Source organism: Rhodococcus sp. NBC_00294, assembly GCF_036163995.1.
Taxonomy (GTDB): domain Bacteria; phylum Actinomycetota; class Actinomycetes; order Mycobacteriales; family Mycobacteriaceae; genus Rhodococcoides.
In genome coordinates this window covers 2,796,133-2,812,240 of the sequence record NZ_CP108043.1, presented here as the reverse complement: position 1 = coordinate 2,812,240, position 16,108 = coordinate 2,796,133, and the positions used below count along the sequence as shown (strand labels likewise).

The 16,108-nt window shown below is 68.7% G+C and carries 19 protein-coding genes; 3 read left to right on the top strand and 16 right to left on the bottom strand.

The window, feature by feature from the left end; all coding sequences use genetic code 11:
• Positions 1-5: 5 nt before the first annotated feature.
• The 4 genes from frr to rpsB all read right to left on the bottom strand — a co-directional run bounded on the left by frr (position 6) and on the right by rpsB (position 3,380).
• Positions 6-563, bottom strand: coding sequence for a ribosome recycling factor (frr, locus tag OHB23_RS13195; protein ID WP_027505038.1), 558 nt, complete (start codon positions 561-563; stop codon positions 6-8).
• 49 nt (positions 564-612) lie between these two features.
• Positions 613-1,338, bottom strand: coding sequence for a UMP kinase (gene pyrH / locus OHB23_RS13190; protein WP_027505037.1), 726 nt, complete (start codon positions 1,336-1,338; stop codon positions 613-615).
• A 156-nt stretch (positions 1,339-1,494) separates the two neighbouring features.
• A complete protein-coding gene (gene tsf, locus OHB23_RS13185) occupies positions 1,495-2,319 on the bottom strand; it encodes a translation elongation factor Ts (RefSeq protein ID WP_027505036.1) in 825 nt (274 codons plus the stop codon).
• A 128-nt stretch (positions 2,320-2,447) separates the two neighbouring features.
• A complete protein-coding gene (rpsB, locus tag OHB23_RS13180) occupies positions 2,448-3,380 on the bottom strand; it encodes a 30S ribosomal protein S2 (protein ID WP_056445046.1) in 933 nt (310 codons plus the stop codon).
• Between the two features lie 355 nt (positions 3,381-3,735).
• Between rpsB and OHB23_RS13175 the strand changes: the two genes are divergently transcribed.
• Positions 3,736-4,275, top strand: coding sequence for a M23 family metallopeptidase (locus OHB23_RS13175; protein WP_328809683.1), 540 nt, complete (start codon positions 3,736-3,738; stop codon positions 4,273-4,275).
• Positions 4,276-4,282: 7 nt separating this feature from the next.
• Here OHB23_RS13175 and OHB23_RS13170 read toward each other — a convergent pair whose 3' ends face one another.
• The 4 genes from OHB23_RS13170 to OHB23_RS13155 form a co-directional block, all read right to left on the bottom strand.
• On the bottom strand, positions 4,283-5,254 hold the full coding sequence (locus OHB23_RS13170) for a MinD/ParA family ATP-binding protein (protein ID WP_442972983.1): 972 nt from the start codon (positions 5,252-5,254) through the stop codon (positions 4,283-4,285).
• Positions 5,255-5,588: 334 nt separating this feature from the next.
• Complete coding sequence (locus OHB23_RS13165) at positions 5,589-6,518, bottom strand: tyrosine recombinase XerC (RefSeq protein ID WP_328811641.1); 930 nt, start codon at positions 6,516-6,518, stop codon at positions 5,589-5,591.
• Positions 6,502-7,245: a siderophore-interacting protein gene (locus OHB23_RS13160; protein WP_027505032.1), complete on the bottom strand. Its 744-nt coding sequence runs from the start codon at positions 7,243-7,245 to the stop codon at positions 6,502-6,504. Before OHB23_RS13160 ends, OHB23_RS13165 begins: the two co-directional genes overlap by 17 nt.
• 90 nt (positions 7,246-7,335) lie before the next feature.
• A complete protein-coding gene (locus OHB23_RS13155) occupies positions 7,336-7,680 on the bottom strand; it encodes a histone-like nucleoid-structuring protein Lsr2 (RefSeq protein ID WP_027505031.1) in 345 nt (114 codons plus the stop codon).
• Positions 7,681-7,929: 249 nt separating this feature from the next.
• Here OHB23_RS13155 and OHB23_RS13150 point away from each other — a divergent pair, with 249 nt between their 5' ends.
• Positions 7,930-9,261, top strand: coding sequence for a DNA cytosine methyltransferase (locus tag OHB23_RS13150; protein ID WP_328809682.1), 1,332 nt, complete (start codon positions 7,930-7,932; stop codon positions 9,259-9,261).
• Here the strand turns inward: OHB23_RS13150 and dprA are convergent.
• From dprA to OHB23_RS13135, 3 genes are read right to left on the bottom strand one after another with little or no spacing between them, the layout of a single operon-like run.
• Entirely contained in the window at positions 9,181-10,338 is a 1,158-nt protein-coding gene (gene dprA, locus OHB23_RS13145) for a DNA-processing protein DprA (protein WP_328809681.1), read from the bottom strand. The two genes, OHB23_RS13150 and dprA, sit on opposite strands and share 81 nt — an antisense overlap.
• Positions 10,335-11,846, bottom strand: a complete 1,512-nt coding sequence (locus tag OHB23_RS13140) for a YifB family Mg chelatase-like AAA ATPase (protein ID WP_307108750.1) — start codon at positions 11,844-11,846, stop codon at positions 10,335-10,337. The genes dprA and OHB23_RS13140 overlap by 4 nt, the downstream gene beginning before the upstream one ends.
• Entirely contained in the window at positions 11,846-12,202 is a 357-nt protein-coding gene (locus tag OHB23_RS13135; protein WP_027505028.1) for a YraN family protein, read from the bottom strand. Before OHB23_RS13135 ends, OHB23_RS13140 begins: the two co-directional genes overlap by 1 nt.
• 197 nt (positions 12,203-12,399) lie before the next feature.
• Here OHB23_RS13135 and OHB23_RS13130 point away from each other — a divergent pair, with 197 nt between their 5' ends.
• Positions 12,400-12,702, top strand: a complete 303-nt coding sequence (locus OHB23_RS13130) for a hypothetical protein (RefSeq protein WP_204867859.1) — start codon at positions 12,400-12,402, stop codon at positions 12,700-12,702.
• Positions 12,703-12,739: 37 nt separating this feature from the next.
• Here OHB23_RS13130 and OHB23_RS13125 read toward each other — a convergent pair whose 3' ends face one another.
• The 5 genes from OHB23_RS13125 to OHB23_RS13105 form a co-directional block, all read right to left on the bottom strand.
• A complete protein-coding gene (locus OHB23_RS13125) occupies positions 12,740-13,045 on the bottom strand; it encodes a DUF2469 domain-containing protein (RefSeq protein WP_027505026.1) in 306 nt (101 codons plus the stop codon).
• A 49-nt stretch (positions 13,046-13,094) separates the two neighbouring features.
• A complete protein-coding gene (locus OHB23_RS13120; RefSeq protein WP_328809680.1) occupies positions 13,095-13,796 on the bottom strand; it encodes a ribonuclease HII in 702 nt (233 codons plus the stop codon).
• Positions 13,797-13,807: 11 nt separating this feature from the next.
• Positions 13,808-14,563 (bottom strand): signal peptidase I, encoded by a 756-nt coding sequence (gene lepB / locus OHB23_RS13115; protein ID WP_222630753.1) that lies wholly within the window; start codon positions 14,561-14,563, stop codon positions 13,808-13,810.
• Positions 14,564-14,675: 112 nt separating this feature from the next.
• On the bottom strand, positions 14,676-15,017 hold the full coding sequence (gene rplS / locus OHB23_RS13110; RefSeq protein ID WP_027505024.1) for a 50S ribosomal protein L19: 342 nt from the start codon (positions 15,015-15,017) through the stop codon (positions 14,676-14,678).
• A 191-nt stretch (positions 15,018-15,208) separates the two neighbouring features.
• On the bottom strand, positions 15,209-16,066 hold the full coding sequence (locus OHB23_RS13105; RefSeq protein WP_373428283.1) for a hypothetical protein: 858 nt from the start codon (positions 16,064-16,066) through the stop codon (positions 15,209-15,211).
• Between the last annotated feature and the right edge of the window lie 42 nt (positions 16,067-16,108).

The following is a 16,108-nucleotide window of genomic DNA, read 5'->3' as shown; positions in this document are numbered from 1 at the left end:
GGAGGTCACACCTCCATCAGTTCCGCTTCCTTGTTCTTCACGATCTCGTCCACCTGCGCCACGTACTTCGCGGTGGTCTTGTCGAGCTCGGCCTCCGCACGCGTGACCTCGTCCTCGCCTGCCTCGCCGTCCTTCTGGATGCGCTTGAGCTCGTCCATCACCTTGCGGCGGACGTTGCGGATGGACACCTTCGCGTCCTCACCCTTGCTCTTGGCCTGCTTGACGTACTCGCGGCGCCGCTCCTCGGTGAGCTGCGGGATCGAGATCCGGATGATGTGTCCGTCGTTGGACGGGTTGAACCCCAGGTCCGAGTTGCGGATCGCAGTCTCGATGGGGCCCAACTGGGCCTGCTCGTACGGCTTGACGATCACCATGCGCGCCTCGGGCACGTTGATGCCCGCGAGCTGGGTGATGGGGGTCAGCGAGCCGTAGTACTCGACCACGATCTTCGAGAACATCCCCGGGTTCGCGCGACCCGTCCGAATGGACGACAGATCGTTCTGCGCGACCGTGACGGCCTTTTCCATTCTCTCTTCGGCGTCGAAGAGCGCTTCGTCGATCACGACCGTTCCTTCCGAAAACCTCGAGTGTGCAGCGACTGCACGTGGTGACTCACTTGACCAGGGTTCCGATCTTCTCACCCGACACCGCTCGCGCGATGTTTCCCTCGGTGAGCAGATTGAAGACCATGATCGGCATCCCATTGTCCATGCAGAGGCTGAAGGCTGTGGCATCGGCCACCTTCAGCCCCTTCTCGATGACCTCGCGGTGCGAGATCTCGGTGTACATCGTGGCGGTCGGATCCTCTCGCGGGTCCGCGGAGTAGACCCCGTCGACGCCCTTGGCCATCAACACCACTTCCGCGCCGATCTCGAGCGCACGCTGCGCCGCCGTGGTGTCGGTGGAGAAGTAGGGCATGCCCATGCCGGCTCCGAAGATGACCACGCGCCCCTTCTCGAGGTGGCGTTCGGCGCGCAGCGGGATGTACGGCTCGGCGACCTGCCCCATGGTGATGGCCGTCTGCACGCGCGTGGTGATGCCCTGCTTCTCGAGGAAGTCCTGCAGGGCGAGGCAGTTCATGACGGTGCCCAGCATGCCCATGTAGTCGGAGCGGGACCGGTCCATACCGCGCACCTGGAGCTCGGCTCCGCGGAAGAAGTTCCCGCCGCCGATGACGACGGCGACCTGGACACCCGAACGGACGACGTCCGCGATCTCCTCCGCCACCTTCTGCACCACGTCGGGATCGAGCCCGACCTGGCCACCACCGAACATCTCACCGCCCAGTTTGAGCAGCACTCGGGAGAATCCGGTGCGGGCGGGCGACGACTCGGTCATGAAGGCTCCTGTCCGTGGGGCGTGTGCGGGTCGGTGTCCGCACGACACTGTTGCGCCTGATCTTGCCCCATGCGTCGGCACGGGGCGCACATGACTGTGCCGTCCACCCATCGGGGTGGACGGCACGGTCATGACGTCACTCGGGTGTCACGAGGCTCAGTTGGAGCCGACCTCGAAACGCACGAAGCGCGTGATGGTGACTCCGGCGTCGGCGAGAAGAGCCTTGACGGTCTTCTTGCTGTCCTGGACCGAGGACTGCTCGGTCAGCACGACGTCCTTGTAGTAGCCGTTGACGCGACCCTCGATGATCTTGGGCAGTGCCTGCTCGGGCTTGCCCTCCTCGCGGGCGGTCTGCTCCGCGATGCGTCGCTCGCCCTCGACGATGTCGGCGGGGACCTCGTCGCGGGTGACGTACTTGGCCTTGAGCGCGGCGACCTGCATCGCTGCGCCGCGAGCGGCCTCGGCTGCGGCCTCGCCCTCACCGGTGTACTCGACGAGGACACCGACGGCGGGCGGGAGGTCAGAGCTGCGCTTGTGCAGGTAGGTCGCGACCGGACCGTCGAAGGAGACGACGCGACGGATCTCGAGCTTCTCGCCGATCTTGGCCGAGAGCTCCTGCAGTGCGGCGTCGACGGTCTTGCCGTCGAGCTGCAGCGCCTTCAAGGCGTCGACGTCGGCCGGCTTGCCCTCGGCCGCCACGTCCGCGATGGACTGCGCGAAGTTCTGAAACTCCTCGTTCTTGGCGACGAAGTCGGTCTCCGAGTTGATCTCGAGGAGGACACCGTTCTTCGCGACGACGAGACCCTCGGCGGTGGAACGCTCAGCGCGCTTGCCGACGTCCTTCGCGCCCTTGATACGGAGCTGCTCGACGGCCTTGTCGAAGTCGCCGTCGTTGTCGGCGAGCGCGTTCTTGCAGTCCAACATGCCGGAGCCGGTCAGCTCACGGAGCCGCTTGACGTCGGCGGCAGTGTAGTTCGCCATCGTGGGCGAGCCTCCTTGCATTGCTCGTGGAGACGCACGGGTGATGCGTCTCGTGTGTGACGAGAGAGGGGGTGAATCAGAACGAGACCCGGTGCGCCACTAACGGGCACACCGGGTCTCGACCGTGATCAATTCTGCGCGGTGGGAACGTCCGCGACGGGTGCCTCGGTCTCGGCGGGAGCCGCCGCACCGTTCGCGCCCTCGGCGGCCGGAGCCTCCGTGACAGGTGCGTCGGTGGTTGCCGGGGTCTCGGCAGCGGCCTGCTGCGTCGCCTCGGCGGCCGGGGAGGCCTGCGAGAGCTGCTCGAGCTCCCACTCGGCCAGGGGCTCGCCGGCACCGACCTCGGGCTTCTCGTCCGTACCGGCGTTGCGGCCGGCACGCGCCTGCACGCCCTCGGCCACGGCGGACGCCACGACCTTGGTGAGGAGTGCTGCGGAACGGATCGCGTCGTCGTTGCCCGGGATCGGGTAGTCGACGACGTCGGGGTCGCAGTTGGTGTCCAGGATCGCGATGACCGGGATGTTCAGCTTGCGAGCCTCGGCGACCGCGAGGTGCTCCTTGTTGGTGTCGACGATCCAGATCGCCGACGGGACCTTGGACATGTCCCGGATACCACCGAGGGTGCGATCGAGCTTGGTCATCTCACGCGTGAGCATGAGGATTTCCTTCTTCGTGCGGCCCTCGAAGCCACCGGTCTGCTCCATCGACTCGAGTTCCTTGAGCCGGATCAGACGCTTGTGGACAGTGGTGAAGTTGGTGAGCATGCCGCCGAGCCAGCGCTGGTTCACGTAGGGCATTCCGACCCGAGTCGCCTCGGCCGCAATGGACTCCTGTGCCTGCTTCTTGGTCCCGACGAAGAGAACGGTGCCACCGTGGGCGACGGTCTCCTTGACGAATTCGTACGCCTGATCGATGTACGTCAGCGTCTGCTGCAGGTCGATGATGTAGATGCCGTTGCGATCGGTGAAGATGAATCGCTTCATCTTCGGATTCCAACGACGGGTCTGGTGCCCGAAGTGCGTGCCGCTGTCGAGCAGCTGCTTCATGGTAACGACAGCCATAGCTGTGGATCTCTCTTTCGTGTGCCGGTTGATGCGCGAGCACCGTCGATCGCCGAACCCGTGGGTCCGCCGTACCGCTGGTGTGTCGTGCCCTGGCGCTCGTCGTCCGTCGGACCTGCAGTGCAGGACCAGCCGACGAACCCGTGCTCCGGTGGAGGATCGACAGGTGCCGTTCCGTACCGAAGCGCGACGAGCGCGCGAAGTCGACCCGTGTGGACAGGCCGCAGAAGTCAGTGTACGTCCGCGACGCCGCAGGTCATAACCGGGTCGACCGCCTGTGCACGGAGGACGGTCCGTCCCCGGGTGCGGTGGCTCGACGCGGGACCACTGTCGTCGGGTCCGCGAGAGTGCGGGGATGACCTGTCTCCGCTCCGCCCGCCGTTGGTCGCCGCGTTCGGCGCTCGTGTCCGCGGCGCTGACGGCAGCCCTGCTGGCGTCCGGATCCGTAGCCGCCGCGGACACGGACGGACGCCCGTTCGACTGGCCGCTGCAGCCCCGTCCCGCCGTGGTGACCCCGTACGACCCGCCACCCGAGCGGTGGCTGCCGGGCCATCGCGGCGTCGACCTCGACGCGGGCTCCGATCCGACACACACCGTCGTCGCGGCCGGGGACGGCGTCGTCGTGTTCGCAGGTGCGGTCGCCGGCCGCCCCGTCGTCTCGATCGACCATGCCGGCGGCCTCCGGACCACGTACGAACCGGTCACGCCCACCGTCTCGGTCGGCACCCGGCTGCGACGAGGTCAGCCGATCGGTGTCCTCGAGGCAGGTCACCAGGGGTGCGTCGCCGCGTGGTGCCTGCACTGGGGAGCGCGTCGCGGCGGCGACTACCTCGATCCCACGGCTCTCGTCGACCGCGGTGTGGTGGTGCTGAAACCCCTGGCCGAGCCCGAGTGACGCGGGTTCAGTACGCGCGGTGACGCTGCGGCATCGACTGCGGCGCGGACGCGTGCCGGCCCTCCGCGTCGGGAAAATCGTCCGCCATCATCGCCGCCAGGTCCATGAAGGCGGCGCGCGTGCGGGGGCGCAGTCGATCGAGATCGACGACGGAGCCCTCCGCCAGATGATCGTCGAAGGGAATCACCACGACGGCGCGGCAGCGCGCGAGGAAGTGCCGGGTGAGTTCGTCCATGTCGATGCTCGCGGCGCCCGGTCGGTGGGCGCTGATGACGACGACGGTCCGCTCGACGAGGTGCGCGTACCCGTGCAGCCCGAGCCAGTCGAGGGTCGCGGCGGCGCTCTTGGCGCCGTCGACCGCCGGCGAGCTGACGAGCACCAGTGCGTGCGCCAGCGACAGCACCCCCTCCATCGCCGAGTGCATGATGCCCGTGCCGCAGTCGGTGAGGATCAGGTTGTAGTGCGCTCGGAGGGTGTCGATGACCGCGCGGTAGTCCTGTTCGGTGAACGCCTCCGACGCGGCCGGGTCACGCTCCCCCGCGACGACCTCGAGACGACTCGACGACTGGGAGGTGTGCTCCCTGATGTCGGCGTAACTCCGGATGGTCGGCCGGGCAGCGAGGAGATCGCGCACCGTGGACATCGTCTGCCGCGGGACGCGCTCCCCCAGCGTTCCGAAGTCGGGGTTCGCGTCGACGGCGATGACGTCGTCGCGTCGCAGGGAGGCGAACACCGACCCCAGCCCGACGGTGACGGTCGTCTTGCCCACCCCGCCCTTGAGGGACAGGAAGGCGATCCGGTAATCGCTTCGCAACGGCTGTCGGATGCGGTCGATCTGGTGGCGACGCTCCGCCTCGGAGGCGACCGCACCACGGTCACCCGGTCGCCCACTGCTTAGGACGCGATCCAGGGCGCGGCGCCACCCCGGCCGAGTGGAGGACGGGGCCGGCGAGACGAAGGGCGACCCGGGTCGGCGCACCGGACTCTCCGCACCGAAGGCGGCCGAGTCGCGTCGCGGATCGGCGAGGCCCGGATGGTGCGGTGCGGGAACGTGGGAGGGCGGAACGGACGGCCGAGAGAATCGTTCCGGTTCGGGCGGAGACCAGGGTCCGTTCGTACCCGCCCGGCTGCCGGGACCAGAGGAGTGCGGGCTGTCGTCTCGACGATCCACGGTCCCACCCTCCTGTCGACGGTCTGCTCCGATTGCCGATCAGGGACGAACGGTGTGGTTCACAGCGCCGGCACGGTCACATCCCCCGTGCAGACGGTACCAAACGTGCACGAGCGTGCGAGGTGGTCGACAGGACCCGACGTCAGGCTCGCGGATGTGCCTGATCGTGGACCGCGCGCAGCCGCTCCACGGAGACATGGGTGTAGATCTGCGTCGTGGCGAGCGACGCGTGCCCGAGCAGTTCCTGCACGACGCGGAGATCGGCGCCGCCCTCGAGCAGGTGGGTCGCGGCGGAGTGTCGGAGGCCGTGCGGACCCAGGTCCGGGGCACCGGGCACGGCGGACAGCACCTCGTGCACCACCGAGCGCGCCTGCCGCTGGTTCAGGCGTCCGCCGCGACGCCCCAGGAGCAGGGCCGCGCCGGAGTCCGGTGTGACCAGGGCGGGGCGGCCCACGGTCGACCATTGCACCACCGCGTCCTCCGCGGGCGCGCCGAACGGTACGACGCGCTCCTTGTCGCCCTTGCCGAGGACGCGGAGCACCCGTCTGTCGAGATCCACGTCGTCCACGTCGAGACCGCACAGTTCGCCGACCCGGATTCCGGTCGCGTACAGGAGCTCGACGACGACCCTGTCGCGCAGGGCCATCGGATCCTGTTGCTCGGCACCGGATGTCGCGGCCGTCATCGCGTCCCGAGCGTCACGCTCACGCAGCACGCCCGGGAGCGTCCGACGCGACGGCGGTGCCGACAGCCGCACCGCCGGGTCCGCGGTGAGTGCTCCGACGGTGCACGACCACGCGGTGAAGGTGCGCGCCGAACTCGCTCGACGCGCGAGAGTCGAGCGGGACACTCCCGCGACCGACATCGAGGCGAGCCACGAGCGCAGGGAGCGAAGAGTGATCACGTCGTCGAGTGCCGCGGACGGATCACCGTGCGCGTCTCGACAGAAGCCGATCAGAGCACGGGCGTCGCCGACGTAGGCGCGCACGGTGTGCTCGGAGCGGTTGCGTTGCAGAGCGAGATGCTCGGTGAATCTCGCGAGGAGCGCGAGATCGTCAGGATTCGCTGGCAGCGAGTTCTCGCTTCCAGGTGCGGAATCCCTCCTCGGTGCGGCCACGACGCCAGTATCCCGATATCGAGGCCCATTCCGCAGTCACGCCACGCTCTTTGCGGATGTAAGGCCGGATCTCGTGCATCACGGACTGCGCTTCACCGTGCACGAAGACATGAGGCTGACCGGGCAGCCACTCCACCGCACGGACGGCGGCGGCCAGCGGTGAGCCACCCGGATCCTGGTCGCGGTACACCCAGCGGATGTCGGCAGAGGTCGGCGCCGCGATCTCGACGCGGTCCTCCGGACTTGCTGCTTCGAGCACCACTCGCGCGACGGCTCCCTCGGGAAGCGCCGCGAGTGCTGCGGAGATGGCGGGCACGCCCGTCTCGTCGCCGGCGAGAAGGTGCCAGTCGGCGTCCGCACGAGGCGAGTACGCGCCGGCGGGACCGAAGAACGAGAGCTGGTCCCCCGCCGCGGCGCTCAGCGCCCACGGGCCGGCGACACCCTCGTCGCCGTGGACGACGAAGTCGATGGCGACTTCGCGGGCCTGCGTGTCCACCGATCGCACCGTGTAGGTGCGCAACGTCGGCTCGTCGGCGTCACCGAAGTGCAGCTTGACGTAGCTGTCGGTGAACTCGGACGGCGCGAACTCGTCGAAGTTCGCACCGCCGAGCACCACGCGCACCATGTGCGGGGTGAGCCGCTCGGTGCGGAGAACGGTCAGGGTGGTCAGTCGTCGCGCCACAGGGCACCTCCATCGGGTACGGGCCTTGCCGCCGGTGGGGCCGCAAGACGTGGTAAGCCTACCCTAATTCGCCGACGGCCCCACTACAGGTCAGTGTGCGGCGTCGTACGCGTCCTGGATCTCCTGGCTGATGCGCCCGCGGGTGCTGACCTCGAAGCCGTTCTCCTTGGCCCACGCCCGCACGTCCTGCAGATTCTGGCGGCCCTTCTTCGGCGCCGCGGCGGACCCGTTCCGGCGAGACTTCTTGCCGCCCACCTTCTCCGCGTGTTCGATCCAGAATGCGAATTGGTCGTACAACTCGTTGGCGTGCTTGCTGTTGAGATCGATCGAATAGGACACGCCTCCGACCGCGAACTCGACCGTCTCGCCCTGCCCGTCCTTGATGAGTGAACCGTCGACATCGTCGATCATTTGGACGGTGGTGCGTCGTGCCATTGTTCTGCGCTCCTCGATACCGGGTGGAGAAAGAATTTCCTCCAAGATAACAGCCGAGATGGTCGACATCGTGACACCGACCCGACACCGCCCTGACAACATCCGAATCACGACATCTCGGTCGTGAATTCGACGACCTGTTGTTCGTGACCGACACGGGACGATCGGGCTCACCGCGGTCGCCGGTACTGTGACGACGCATACTCGACGCGGCCACTCCCGTCGACGTCGGCCACGAAGGGTTCACGGATGACCGCACAGAGTTTCTCGGAAACGCGTGCCGTGTCGTCGACGACGAGACCGTCCGGTTCGCTGACCTTCGTCGATCTCTTCAGCGGTGCGGGCGGAATGAGTTGCGGCTTCGCACGACACGGCGCGTTCGAGGTCGTCGGCGCGGCGGACGCACAACTGGGTAAACCGAGCAGTGCGCGCGGATCTCTCGAATGCAATGCGTCCTACGAGGCGAATATCGGAACGGTGCCGCACGCCGTGGATCTTTCCGCTGTCACCGGGGCCGAGTTGGCGCGACTCTTCGCCCCTCGTCTGAACGAACGACCACTCGACGTACTCAGCGCGTGCCCGCCGTGCACCGGCTTCTCCCGTGCAAATCCTCGAAATCATCTCACCGACGATCCACGCAATTCGCTCGTGACCCGTGTCGCCGACTCCGTCGAGGCTCTGCGCCCGATCGTCCTCGTCATGGAAAACGCACGAGAATTGGTCGGCGGTAATTTCCGTGGTCATCTCGACGCGTTGGCTCTGCGGTTGGATCACCTCGGCTACGACGTCGATGCCTCGGTGCACATGCTCAGTTCGGTCGGCTTACCGCAACGACGCGAGAGATCCCTGGTGGTCGCGGTGCGGCGCGATCACGAATTGCACACTCTTTCCGAATTGTGGGAGGGCACGACCATCGCACCGGAGGCGATCACGGTGCGGCGCGCGATCGGCCACCTGCCCCGCGTCGAGGCCGGTGAGACGGCGTCCGGCGATCCGATGCACCTCTCGCCCAGCATCGGTCGCGAGTCGACCCGCCGCCGCCTCCACGCCCTCCCCCACGACGGCGGTTCCTGGCTCGACCTCAGGTCCGCCCCCGGCGGCGACGACCACCTGACGCCCGCGATGCAGCGCCTCGTCGCCGCCGGCCGCCTGGGGTCGCACCCCGACGTCTACGGCCGACTGTGGTGGGACCGTCCCGCGCCCACCGTCAAACGGGAGTGCGCCCACTTCGGCAACGGCCGCTACACCCACCCCGAGCAGGACCGGCTGTGCACGGTGCGAGAGTTGGCCCTGCTGAACGGTTTTCCGGACGACTACGTGTTCCGCGCGCGATCGCTGTCGAACATGTACCGCCACATCGGGGACGCGGTACCGCCGCTCGTGTCCGCTCAGCTCGCCGCGTTGTGCACCTGGATCATCAGCGGCGTCAAGCCGGACCTGCGCGACGCGATCCTGCCCGGCACCTCCCTGCGGGCAGAGGACCTGCTCCCGGCACAGCCCTCACCGGATCTTCTCGATGCGCACCCATCCCGCCTCGTCGCGGCCGGCGTGTCCCTCGATCTCGAGGACCACCAGCGCTGACCGCACCGCCGACACGGGCACGCCGGAGTCCACGGACAGTTGCTGCACCGTTCGGGCTCCCGTGGCCGGGAACGCGTCCAGCACGCGGGCGGGAGTCTGCGGCAGGCGATCGAGATCGCGGCCGAACAGGGCGTCCCGGTCGTCGTCGTCCTCGACACCCGCACCCACCGCACCCGCCTCGGCCACCACGTCCCGGGCACCCGTCACCAGACGCGCTTCGCCCTCGCGGATCATCCGGTGGCACCCCGTCGACGACGCGGACGTCACCGGCCCCGGTACCGCCATGACCGGTCGCCCCAGTGCCCGTGCCCACGACGCCGTGTTACGCGCCCCGCTGCGCCATCCCGCCTCGACCACGACCACGCCGTCACACAGTGCGGCCACCAGCCTGTTGCGGGAGAGGAAGCGGTACCGGGCGGGTGGTGTGCCCGGCGGATACTCCGACACCACCGCACCCGTCTCCGACACTCTCCGCAGCAGACGCTCGTGCCCCGCCGGGTACGCCCGGTCGACGCCGCACGCCAGCACCGCCACCGTGCAGCCGCCCACGCCCAGCGCGGCGCGATGCGCCGCACCGTCGATGCCGTACGCGCCGCCGGAGACCACCGTCCACCCGTCCACGGCCAGGTCTCCCGCGATCTCACCCGTCACGTGCTCCCCGTAGCTCGTCGCGGCGCGCGTTCCCACCACGGCCACCGCCCGCTCCGTGGACGACGCCACCGGCGCCGGACCCACCACCCACAACGCCAACGGCGCACCGCCGTCGCGAGTGGGCAGAGCCCCGTCCGGCCGCTCGAATCCGAGGAACCGCCAGGCGGGCCACTCCTCGTCCGACGGCACCACCAGTCGACCGTCCATCGCAGCCATCAGGTCGAGGCTCGCCGCGGCGGTGTCGAGATGTGCCCGCGCCGACACGCGGTCCCACACCGCCTTCGGAACGTCCCCGGTGCGCATCGTCGCCGCGGCGTCCACCACTCCGCGCGAGGCAATGAGCTGCTCGACGGCGCGCGACGGACCCTGCACCACCGTCGAGACGTACGCCCACGCCAGGGTCTCCGGATTCTGCGCTCCACTCACACGCCACTCCCCTGTTCGCGAAAACTCATCGCCGACGCCACGCACTCGGGTCCCGGAGACATCCGCCCCTCGAGGTCGCCGAGCGTCCAGGCCAAGCGCAGGATGCGGTCCGCGCCCCGCGCCGTGATGCCACCGCGCCGCAGCGCCCGTTCGATCGGAATCAATGCTTCGCGTTCGAGCCGGAAGCGCTGGCGCAGTGCTGATCCGGGTACCTCGGCATTGGTTCGCCAGCCGAACTCGGACCACCGCTCCGCCGCCGCCTGCCGCGCTGCCGTCACTCTGCCGCGCACCACCTCGGTCGTCTCCCCCACGTCGTCGGTCAACAATCCGGTCGCAGCGGGCTGCATCGACAGCCGCAGGTCCACCCGGTCGAGCAGTGGTCCGGACAGCTTGCCGAGGTAGCGCCGGCGGGCGTTCGGCGCACACACGCAGTCGGCGGTCCGCGGCGAGGCGCACGGACACGGATTGGCCGCCAGCACCAGTTGGAAGCGAGCGGGATAGCGGGCGACCCCGTCGCGCCGCGCGATGCGCACCTCGCCGTCCTCCAGCGGGGTACGCAGTGCCTCCAGCACGCGCACCGACATCTCGGCACACTCGTCGAGGAAGAGCACGCCGTGGTGCGCCCGGCTCACCGCACCCGGTCGCGCCATGCCGCTTCCGCCGCCCACCAGTGCCGCCACCGAGGTGGTGTGATGCGGCGCGATGAACGGGGCGGTGGTGATCAACGGACACTCCGCCGTGAGTGTCCCCGCGACGGAGTGCACCGCCGTCACCTCCAGGGCCTGACCCTCCGTCAGCGGCGGCAGCAGTCCGGGCAGCCGACCCGCGAGCATCGTCTTGCCGATACCGGGCGGCCCCGTGAACATCAGATGGTGTGCGCCGGCGGCCGCGACCTCGAGAGCCCAGCGTGCTTCGGACTGTCCGACCACGTCGGCGAGATCGCCGTACCGGGGCTCCGGACCCGGCCGTGTCGGCATCGGTTCCGGGAGAGTGCACCGGTGCGAGAGCCACTCGATCACCTGCCGCAGATGCGCGGCCCCGAGGACCTCGATCCCGCCGACCAGGCCCGCCTCGGCGAGGCTGTCCTGCGGCACCACCACGCGGGTCCATCCCGCTCCGCGTGCGGCGAGCACGGCGGGAAGGACCCCGCGCACGCTCCGCACCCGCCCGTCGAGTGCCAGCTCACCCACCAGCACCGTCGAGGCCAACAGACCCGGCGGCACCACCTTGGCGGCGCCGAGCACCGCGCACGCCAGTGCCAGGTCGTACACGGATCCCACTTTCGGGAGTGTGGCCGGCGACAGCGCGAGCACCACCTTGGACGCGGGCCAGCTCTGGCCGGAGTTGTTCACCGCGGCCCGCACTCGGTCCCGTGACTCCTGCAGCGCCGCATCGGGGAGTCCGACCACGTGCACGCCCGGCAGGCCCCGCCCCACGTCGGCCTCGATCTCCACGAGGATGCCGTCGATGCCCGTGACGGCGACCGAGAACGTCCGTCCCAGCGCCATCAGAACGCCGCCCTCAGATGCGAGAGCAGAGGCCCCCGGCCGTCGGCGATCACGACCTCCACGACGTCGAACCGCACCGGCACCCACGGACCGGACCGCTCGGCGAGCCACAGCCCGGCCAGCCGGTGGATGCGCTGTGCCTTCGCCGGCGTGACCGCCTCGGCCGGAGTGCCGTACCCGTCGCCGGAGCGGGTCTTCACCTCGACGAACACGACGGTGTCGCCGTCCACGCCGATGATGTCGACCTCGCCGTGCCGGCACCGCCAGTTGCGGTCGAGAATGCGCAGACCCACCGTCGTCAGATACGACGCGGCAGCCTCCTCGCCCGCTCTGCCCATTTCCGCGTTCGTCGCCATGGCTCCCCTCGCCGACCCGGTGCCCGGTGGTGGGCACCCCGGTGTCGGAGCACGACTGTGCAGGCACGCGGCGACCGTGCCGCGGCGCCGACCTGCGGCCGCAGAAAACCCGGGGACGACGCTCGACCCGGGGATGACGGACCACCGAAACCCCCTGTTGCGCGGCGCTCGGCCCTGGGGTTTGCGATGATCGGGTCATGAACACTGCACGCGACTCGTCGGCGAGCGGGACGCCGTCCGGCAGTGAGTTCCTTCTCCGCCGCGTGCCGGACGATCGGCGGCCCGCTCACCCCTATGCACTGCTGTGGACGTCGAACGATGCGCTGGGTCGGGAATCGACCAGGGAGGTGGGGTGCGGCGACTACTCGTGGGCGCTACGGACGGCACGCATCCTGTCCATTCCGCGCGCGTCGATCGAGCACGACCAGCGCGGCGGCGTGGACGACGGCTACGAGGGGTGGCACCTCAACGCGCGGATCCTGGGAACGGATCAGCGCTGATTCACTCGGGAAGTCCCCGTCACTCGGGAAGTCCCCGTCACTCAGGAAGTCTCAGATCCGGCTTGTCGAGTTCCTCGATGTTGACGTCCTTGAACGTGATCACCCGGACGTGCTTGACGAAGCGCGCGGGTCGGTACATGTCCCACACCCACGCATCGGACATCCGCACCTCGAAGTAGATCTCGCCGTCCGCGTTCCGCGGGATCATCTCCACCGAGTTCGCGAGATAGAAGCGACGCTCGGTCTCCACCACGTAGGTGAACTGGCCGACGATGTCGCGGTACTCCCGGTACAGCGACAGTTCCATCTCGGTTTCGTACTTCTCGAGATCCTCGGCACTCATGCCGCCATCATCGCGCATCGGCGCCCTCGTGTTCCCATCGACCCCGCTCCTACGGCGACACCGTCGGTGCGGCGCCGGCATCCTCGAGGCAGGCGACGTTCGACCACGAGCGACGGTGCTCCCGGCTCGCCCCGAGACGGGCGAGGGCGTCCTTGTGCAGCGTCGTGTTGTAGCCCTTGTGTACGGAGAAGTCGTAGCCGGGGATGTCTCCGTCGAGTGACCGCATGATGCGGTCGCGATGCACCTTGGCGAGCACGCTCGCGGCGGCGATACAGGCCGCGGTGGCGTCCCCACCGATCACCGGGAGTGACGGCGCGGGAAGCCCGGGCACCCGAAAACCGTCGGTCAGGACGTACCCGGGGTCGACCGACAGTCCGGCGACCGCGCGGCGCATGCCCTCGATGTTGGCGACGTGGATGCCGATGCGGTCGATCTCGGCCGCGGGGACGGTGACAATCGAGTATGCCGTGGCCCAGCGAATCACCTTCGGGAACAACGCCTCCCGCGTCTTCTCGCTCAGCTTCTTCGAATCGTCCAGAAGGTCCAGTGCGGCGCGGGCGCGATCGCCCAGGATGCACGCGGCGATGACCAGTGGGCCCGCACAGGCGCCACGACCCGCTTCGTCCACGCCCGCCACGGGCCCGAGCCCCGACCGGAGAAGGGCCGACTCCATGGTGCGCATGCCACCCGCACGCCGGATGACGGTGCGCGGCGGCCACGACGTCCGGGAGAGCCGCGTGGTCGACTTCATGGGCCCCGAACTCACTGCCCCTGGATGTCCGGATCGTCGATGAGACCCCAGCGACCGGGCGGCAGCACGATGGCCTGCGCCTTGCCGATCACGTTGTCCAGCGGGATGGTTCCCTGCAGTTCGTCGGCGACGTGGAAGCGCGAGTCGGCGGAGTTGCTGCGGTTGTCACCCATGACCCACACGTTGCCCTCGGGCACGGTGACGGGCCCGAAGCACCGCCCGGAACGGATCGGGGTGTCGCACGTGAGCGTGCCGGGCACGAAGTCGAAGTCCATGGTGATGTACGGCTCGTCGAGCGGCTTGCCGTCGACGAGAACGCGTCCCTGCTCGTCGCAGCACTCGACGGTCTGACCGCCGGTGGCGATGACGCGCTTGACCAGATCGTTCTCGTCCGGTGCGACCAGGCCGACGAGGGATCCGAGTTCCTGGGCGCCGCGGACGACGACGTTGGACGACCGCGTGGAGACGTAGTCGCCGTCCCAGGACGGCGGTCCGCGGAACACGACGACGTCACCGGCCGTCGGATCGCCGAAGCGGTACCCGATCTTCTCCACGACGATGCGGTCACCGGTGCAACCAGTGCAGCCGTGCAAGGTCGGCTCCATCGATTCCGAGGGGATCAGGTACACCCTCGCGACGAAGGTCTGCAAGAGGAAGCTGAGCACCAGGGCGACCAGGATGAGAATCGGGAGCTCACGCCAGAAGGACCGTGGCTTCTTGGTTCGCTGCGCCTCGTCGTTGTCGTCGCCCGCGCGCTCGTCCGTCACGGGTCAAGATTAGCGGCAGCGCCGCGGTGCAGAACGGCCGGGACGCAGAACGGCCGGACACCGGGGAACGAGTCCCCTGTGTCCGGCCGTCCAGCGAGTGGAACGCCGAAGATCAGCGCTTCTCCTTGATCTTGGCTGCCTTGCCGCGCAGCTCGCGCAGGTAGTACAGCTTCGCGCGACGCACGTCACCGCGGGTCAGCACGTCGATCTGGGCGATGTTCGGGGTGTGGACGGGGAAGGTGCGCTCCACGCCGACGCCGAAGGACACCTTGCGGACCGTGAAGGTCTCGCGGATGCCGCCACCCTGACGTCGAATGACGACGCCCTTGAAGATCTGCACGCGCTCCTTGGAGCCCTCGATGACCTTCACGTGCACGTTCAGTGTGTCGCCCGGGCGGAACTCGGGGATGTCGCTGCGCAGCGACTGCTTGTCCAGGAAATCCAGGGTGTTCATGGTTCATCCTTGCTGTGACGAGATCTCGAGCAGAGGACCCGAGCGGCTGCCGTCGGCGGATGCCGTCGACGCTCGACTGGTTCGTACTCCGAATAGGTGTCCACCGGATGCCGGGCATGCGAGTAGCACGCCCGGTGTCAGGCAACCCCACGATTGTGCCAGAGAACAGGTGCCCGACGAAATCGGCCGGATCAGCCCGCGCCGACCGATTCGCGATCGGGGCGCGACTCCCCCGGCGCCGGCGCCGGAAGGACGATGCGATCGAGTTCGTCCTCGGCAGCGGCGCGCACGTGCGCGACGTCGGGCGTGCCCGCGATGGCGTCCTGCATCCAGATCTTCGCGCGGACGACGGGACGGCGCAGGTTGCGCTCGCGCCGCAGGGCCTTCTCCATCCGCCGTGGGCGTCGGGTGTAGCGCCAGCGCGCCCAGGGTGACCCCGGCCGGCCGATCCGGATCGCGCCGATCACGAGCAGCGGCAGGAAGAACAGGCCGGCGAGCCCGGTCCAGATCTTGCCCTTCGCGAGGACGATCGCGGCGAGGAGGAGATTGAGCGCGGCCAGGACGACGATGATGCTCCGCACCGCGACGCTGGGATCGTCACGGAAGCCGGCCACGTCGAAGAACTCGAGCGGTTTGAGACCGAACAGCAGCATGACGGTGGCGGCCACGGCGACGAAGACCGCGTCGACGGAGGTGCGGCCCTGCTCGGCCCAGTACACGTCCTCCAGATAGAAGATGAGCGCGAACTCGTCGAGTACCAGTGCCGCACCGATACCGAAGAACGCCGCGAGCGCCGCGCCCGTGGTCTGGGTGCCGTCGACGTACACGGTGATCATCGCGATACCCGAGACCAGCATGGCGACCACACCGAACACGACATGATGCACGTGGTGTCCGCCCGGCGTGACGTTGCCCGGCCACCAGGACACCTGCGCGCGGATCATGCGGACGCTGAACCGGATGAAGACGAACCCGGCGATGAACCCGACGAGGAAGAACAGCAGCGGGATGCGCCCCTCGTCGGAGACGTGGTGCATCCACCGCTCCATCGCAGCGCCTTCCTGCCGTGCCCGTCCTGTGACGAGGAAGTC

Bases quoted from the DNA above. Each gene is read 5' to 3' on its own strand.
- pyrH (WP_027505037.1), bottom strand. From the start codon at position 1,338: ATGACCGAGTCGTCGCCCGCCCGCACCGGATTCTCCCGAGTGCTGCTC.
- tsf (WP_027505036.1), bottom strand. From the start codon at position 2,319: ATGGCGAACTACACTGCCGCCGACGTCAAGCGGCTCCGTGAGCTGACC.
- rpsB (WP_056445046.1), bottom strand. From the start codon at position 3,380: ATGGCTGTCGTTACCATGAAGCAGCTGCTCGACAGCGGCACGCACTTC.
- OHB23_RS13175 (WP_328809683.1), top strand. From the start codon at position 3,736: ATGACCTGTCTCCGCTCCGCCCGCCGTTGGTCGCCGCGTTCGGCGCTC.
- OHB23_RS13155 (WP_027505031.1), bottom strand. From the start codon at position 7,680: ATGGCACGACGCACCACCGTCCAAATGATCGACGATGTCGACGGTTCA.
- OHB23_RS13150 (WP_328809682.1), top strand. From the start codon at position 7,930: ATGACCGCACAGAGTTTCTCGGAAACGCGTGCCGTGTCGTCGACGACG.
- OHB23_RS13140 (WP_307108750.1), bottom strand. From the start codon at position 11,846: ATGGCGCTGGGACGGACGTTCTCGGTCGCCGTCACGGGCATCGACGGC.
- OHB23_RS13135 (WP_027505028.1), bottom strand. From the start codon at position 12,202: ATGGCGACGAACGCGGAAATGGGCAGAGCGGGCGAGGAGGCTGCCGCG.
- OHB23_RS13130 (WP_204867859.1), top strand. From the start codon at position 12,400: ATGAACACTGCACGCGACTCGTCGGCGAGCGGGACGCCGTCCGGCAGT.
- OHB23_RS13125 (WP_027505026.1), bottom strand. From the start codon at position 13,045: ATGAGTGCCGAGGATCTCGAGAAGTACGAAACCGAGATGGAACTGTCG.
- OHB23_RS13120 (WP_328809680.1), bottom strand. From the start codon at position 13,796: ATGAAGTCGACCACGCGGCTCTCCCGGACGTCGTGGCCGCCGCGCACC.
- rplS (WP_027505024.1), bottom strand. From the start codon at position 15,017: ATGAACACCCTGGATTTCCTGGACAAGCAGTCGCTGCGCAGCGACATC.
- OHB23_RS13105 (WP_373428283.1), bottom strand. From the start codon at position 16,066: ATGGAGCGGTGGATGCACCACGTCTCCGACGAGGGGCGCATCCCGCTG.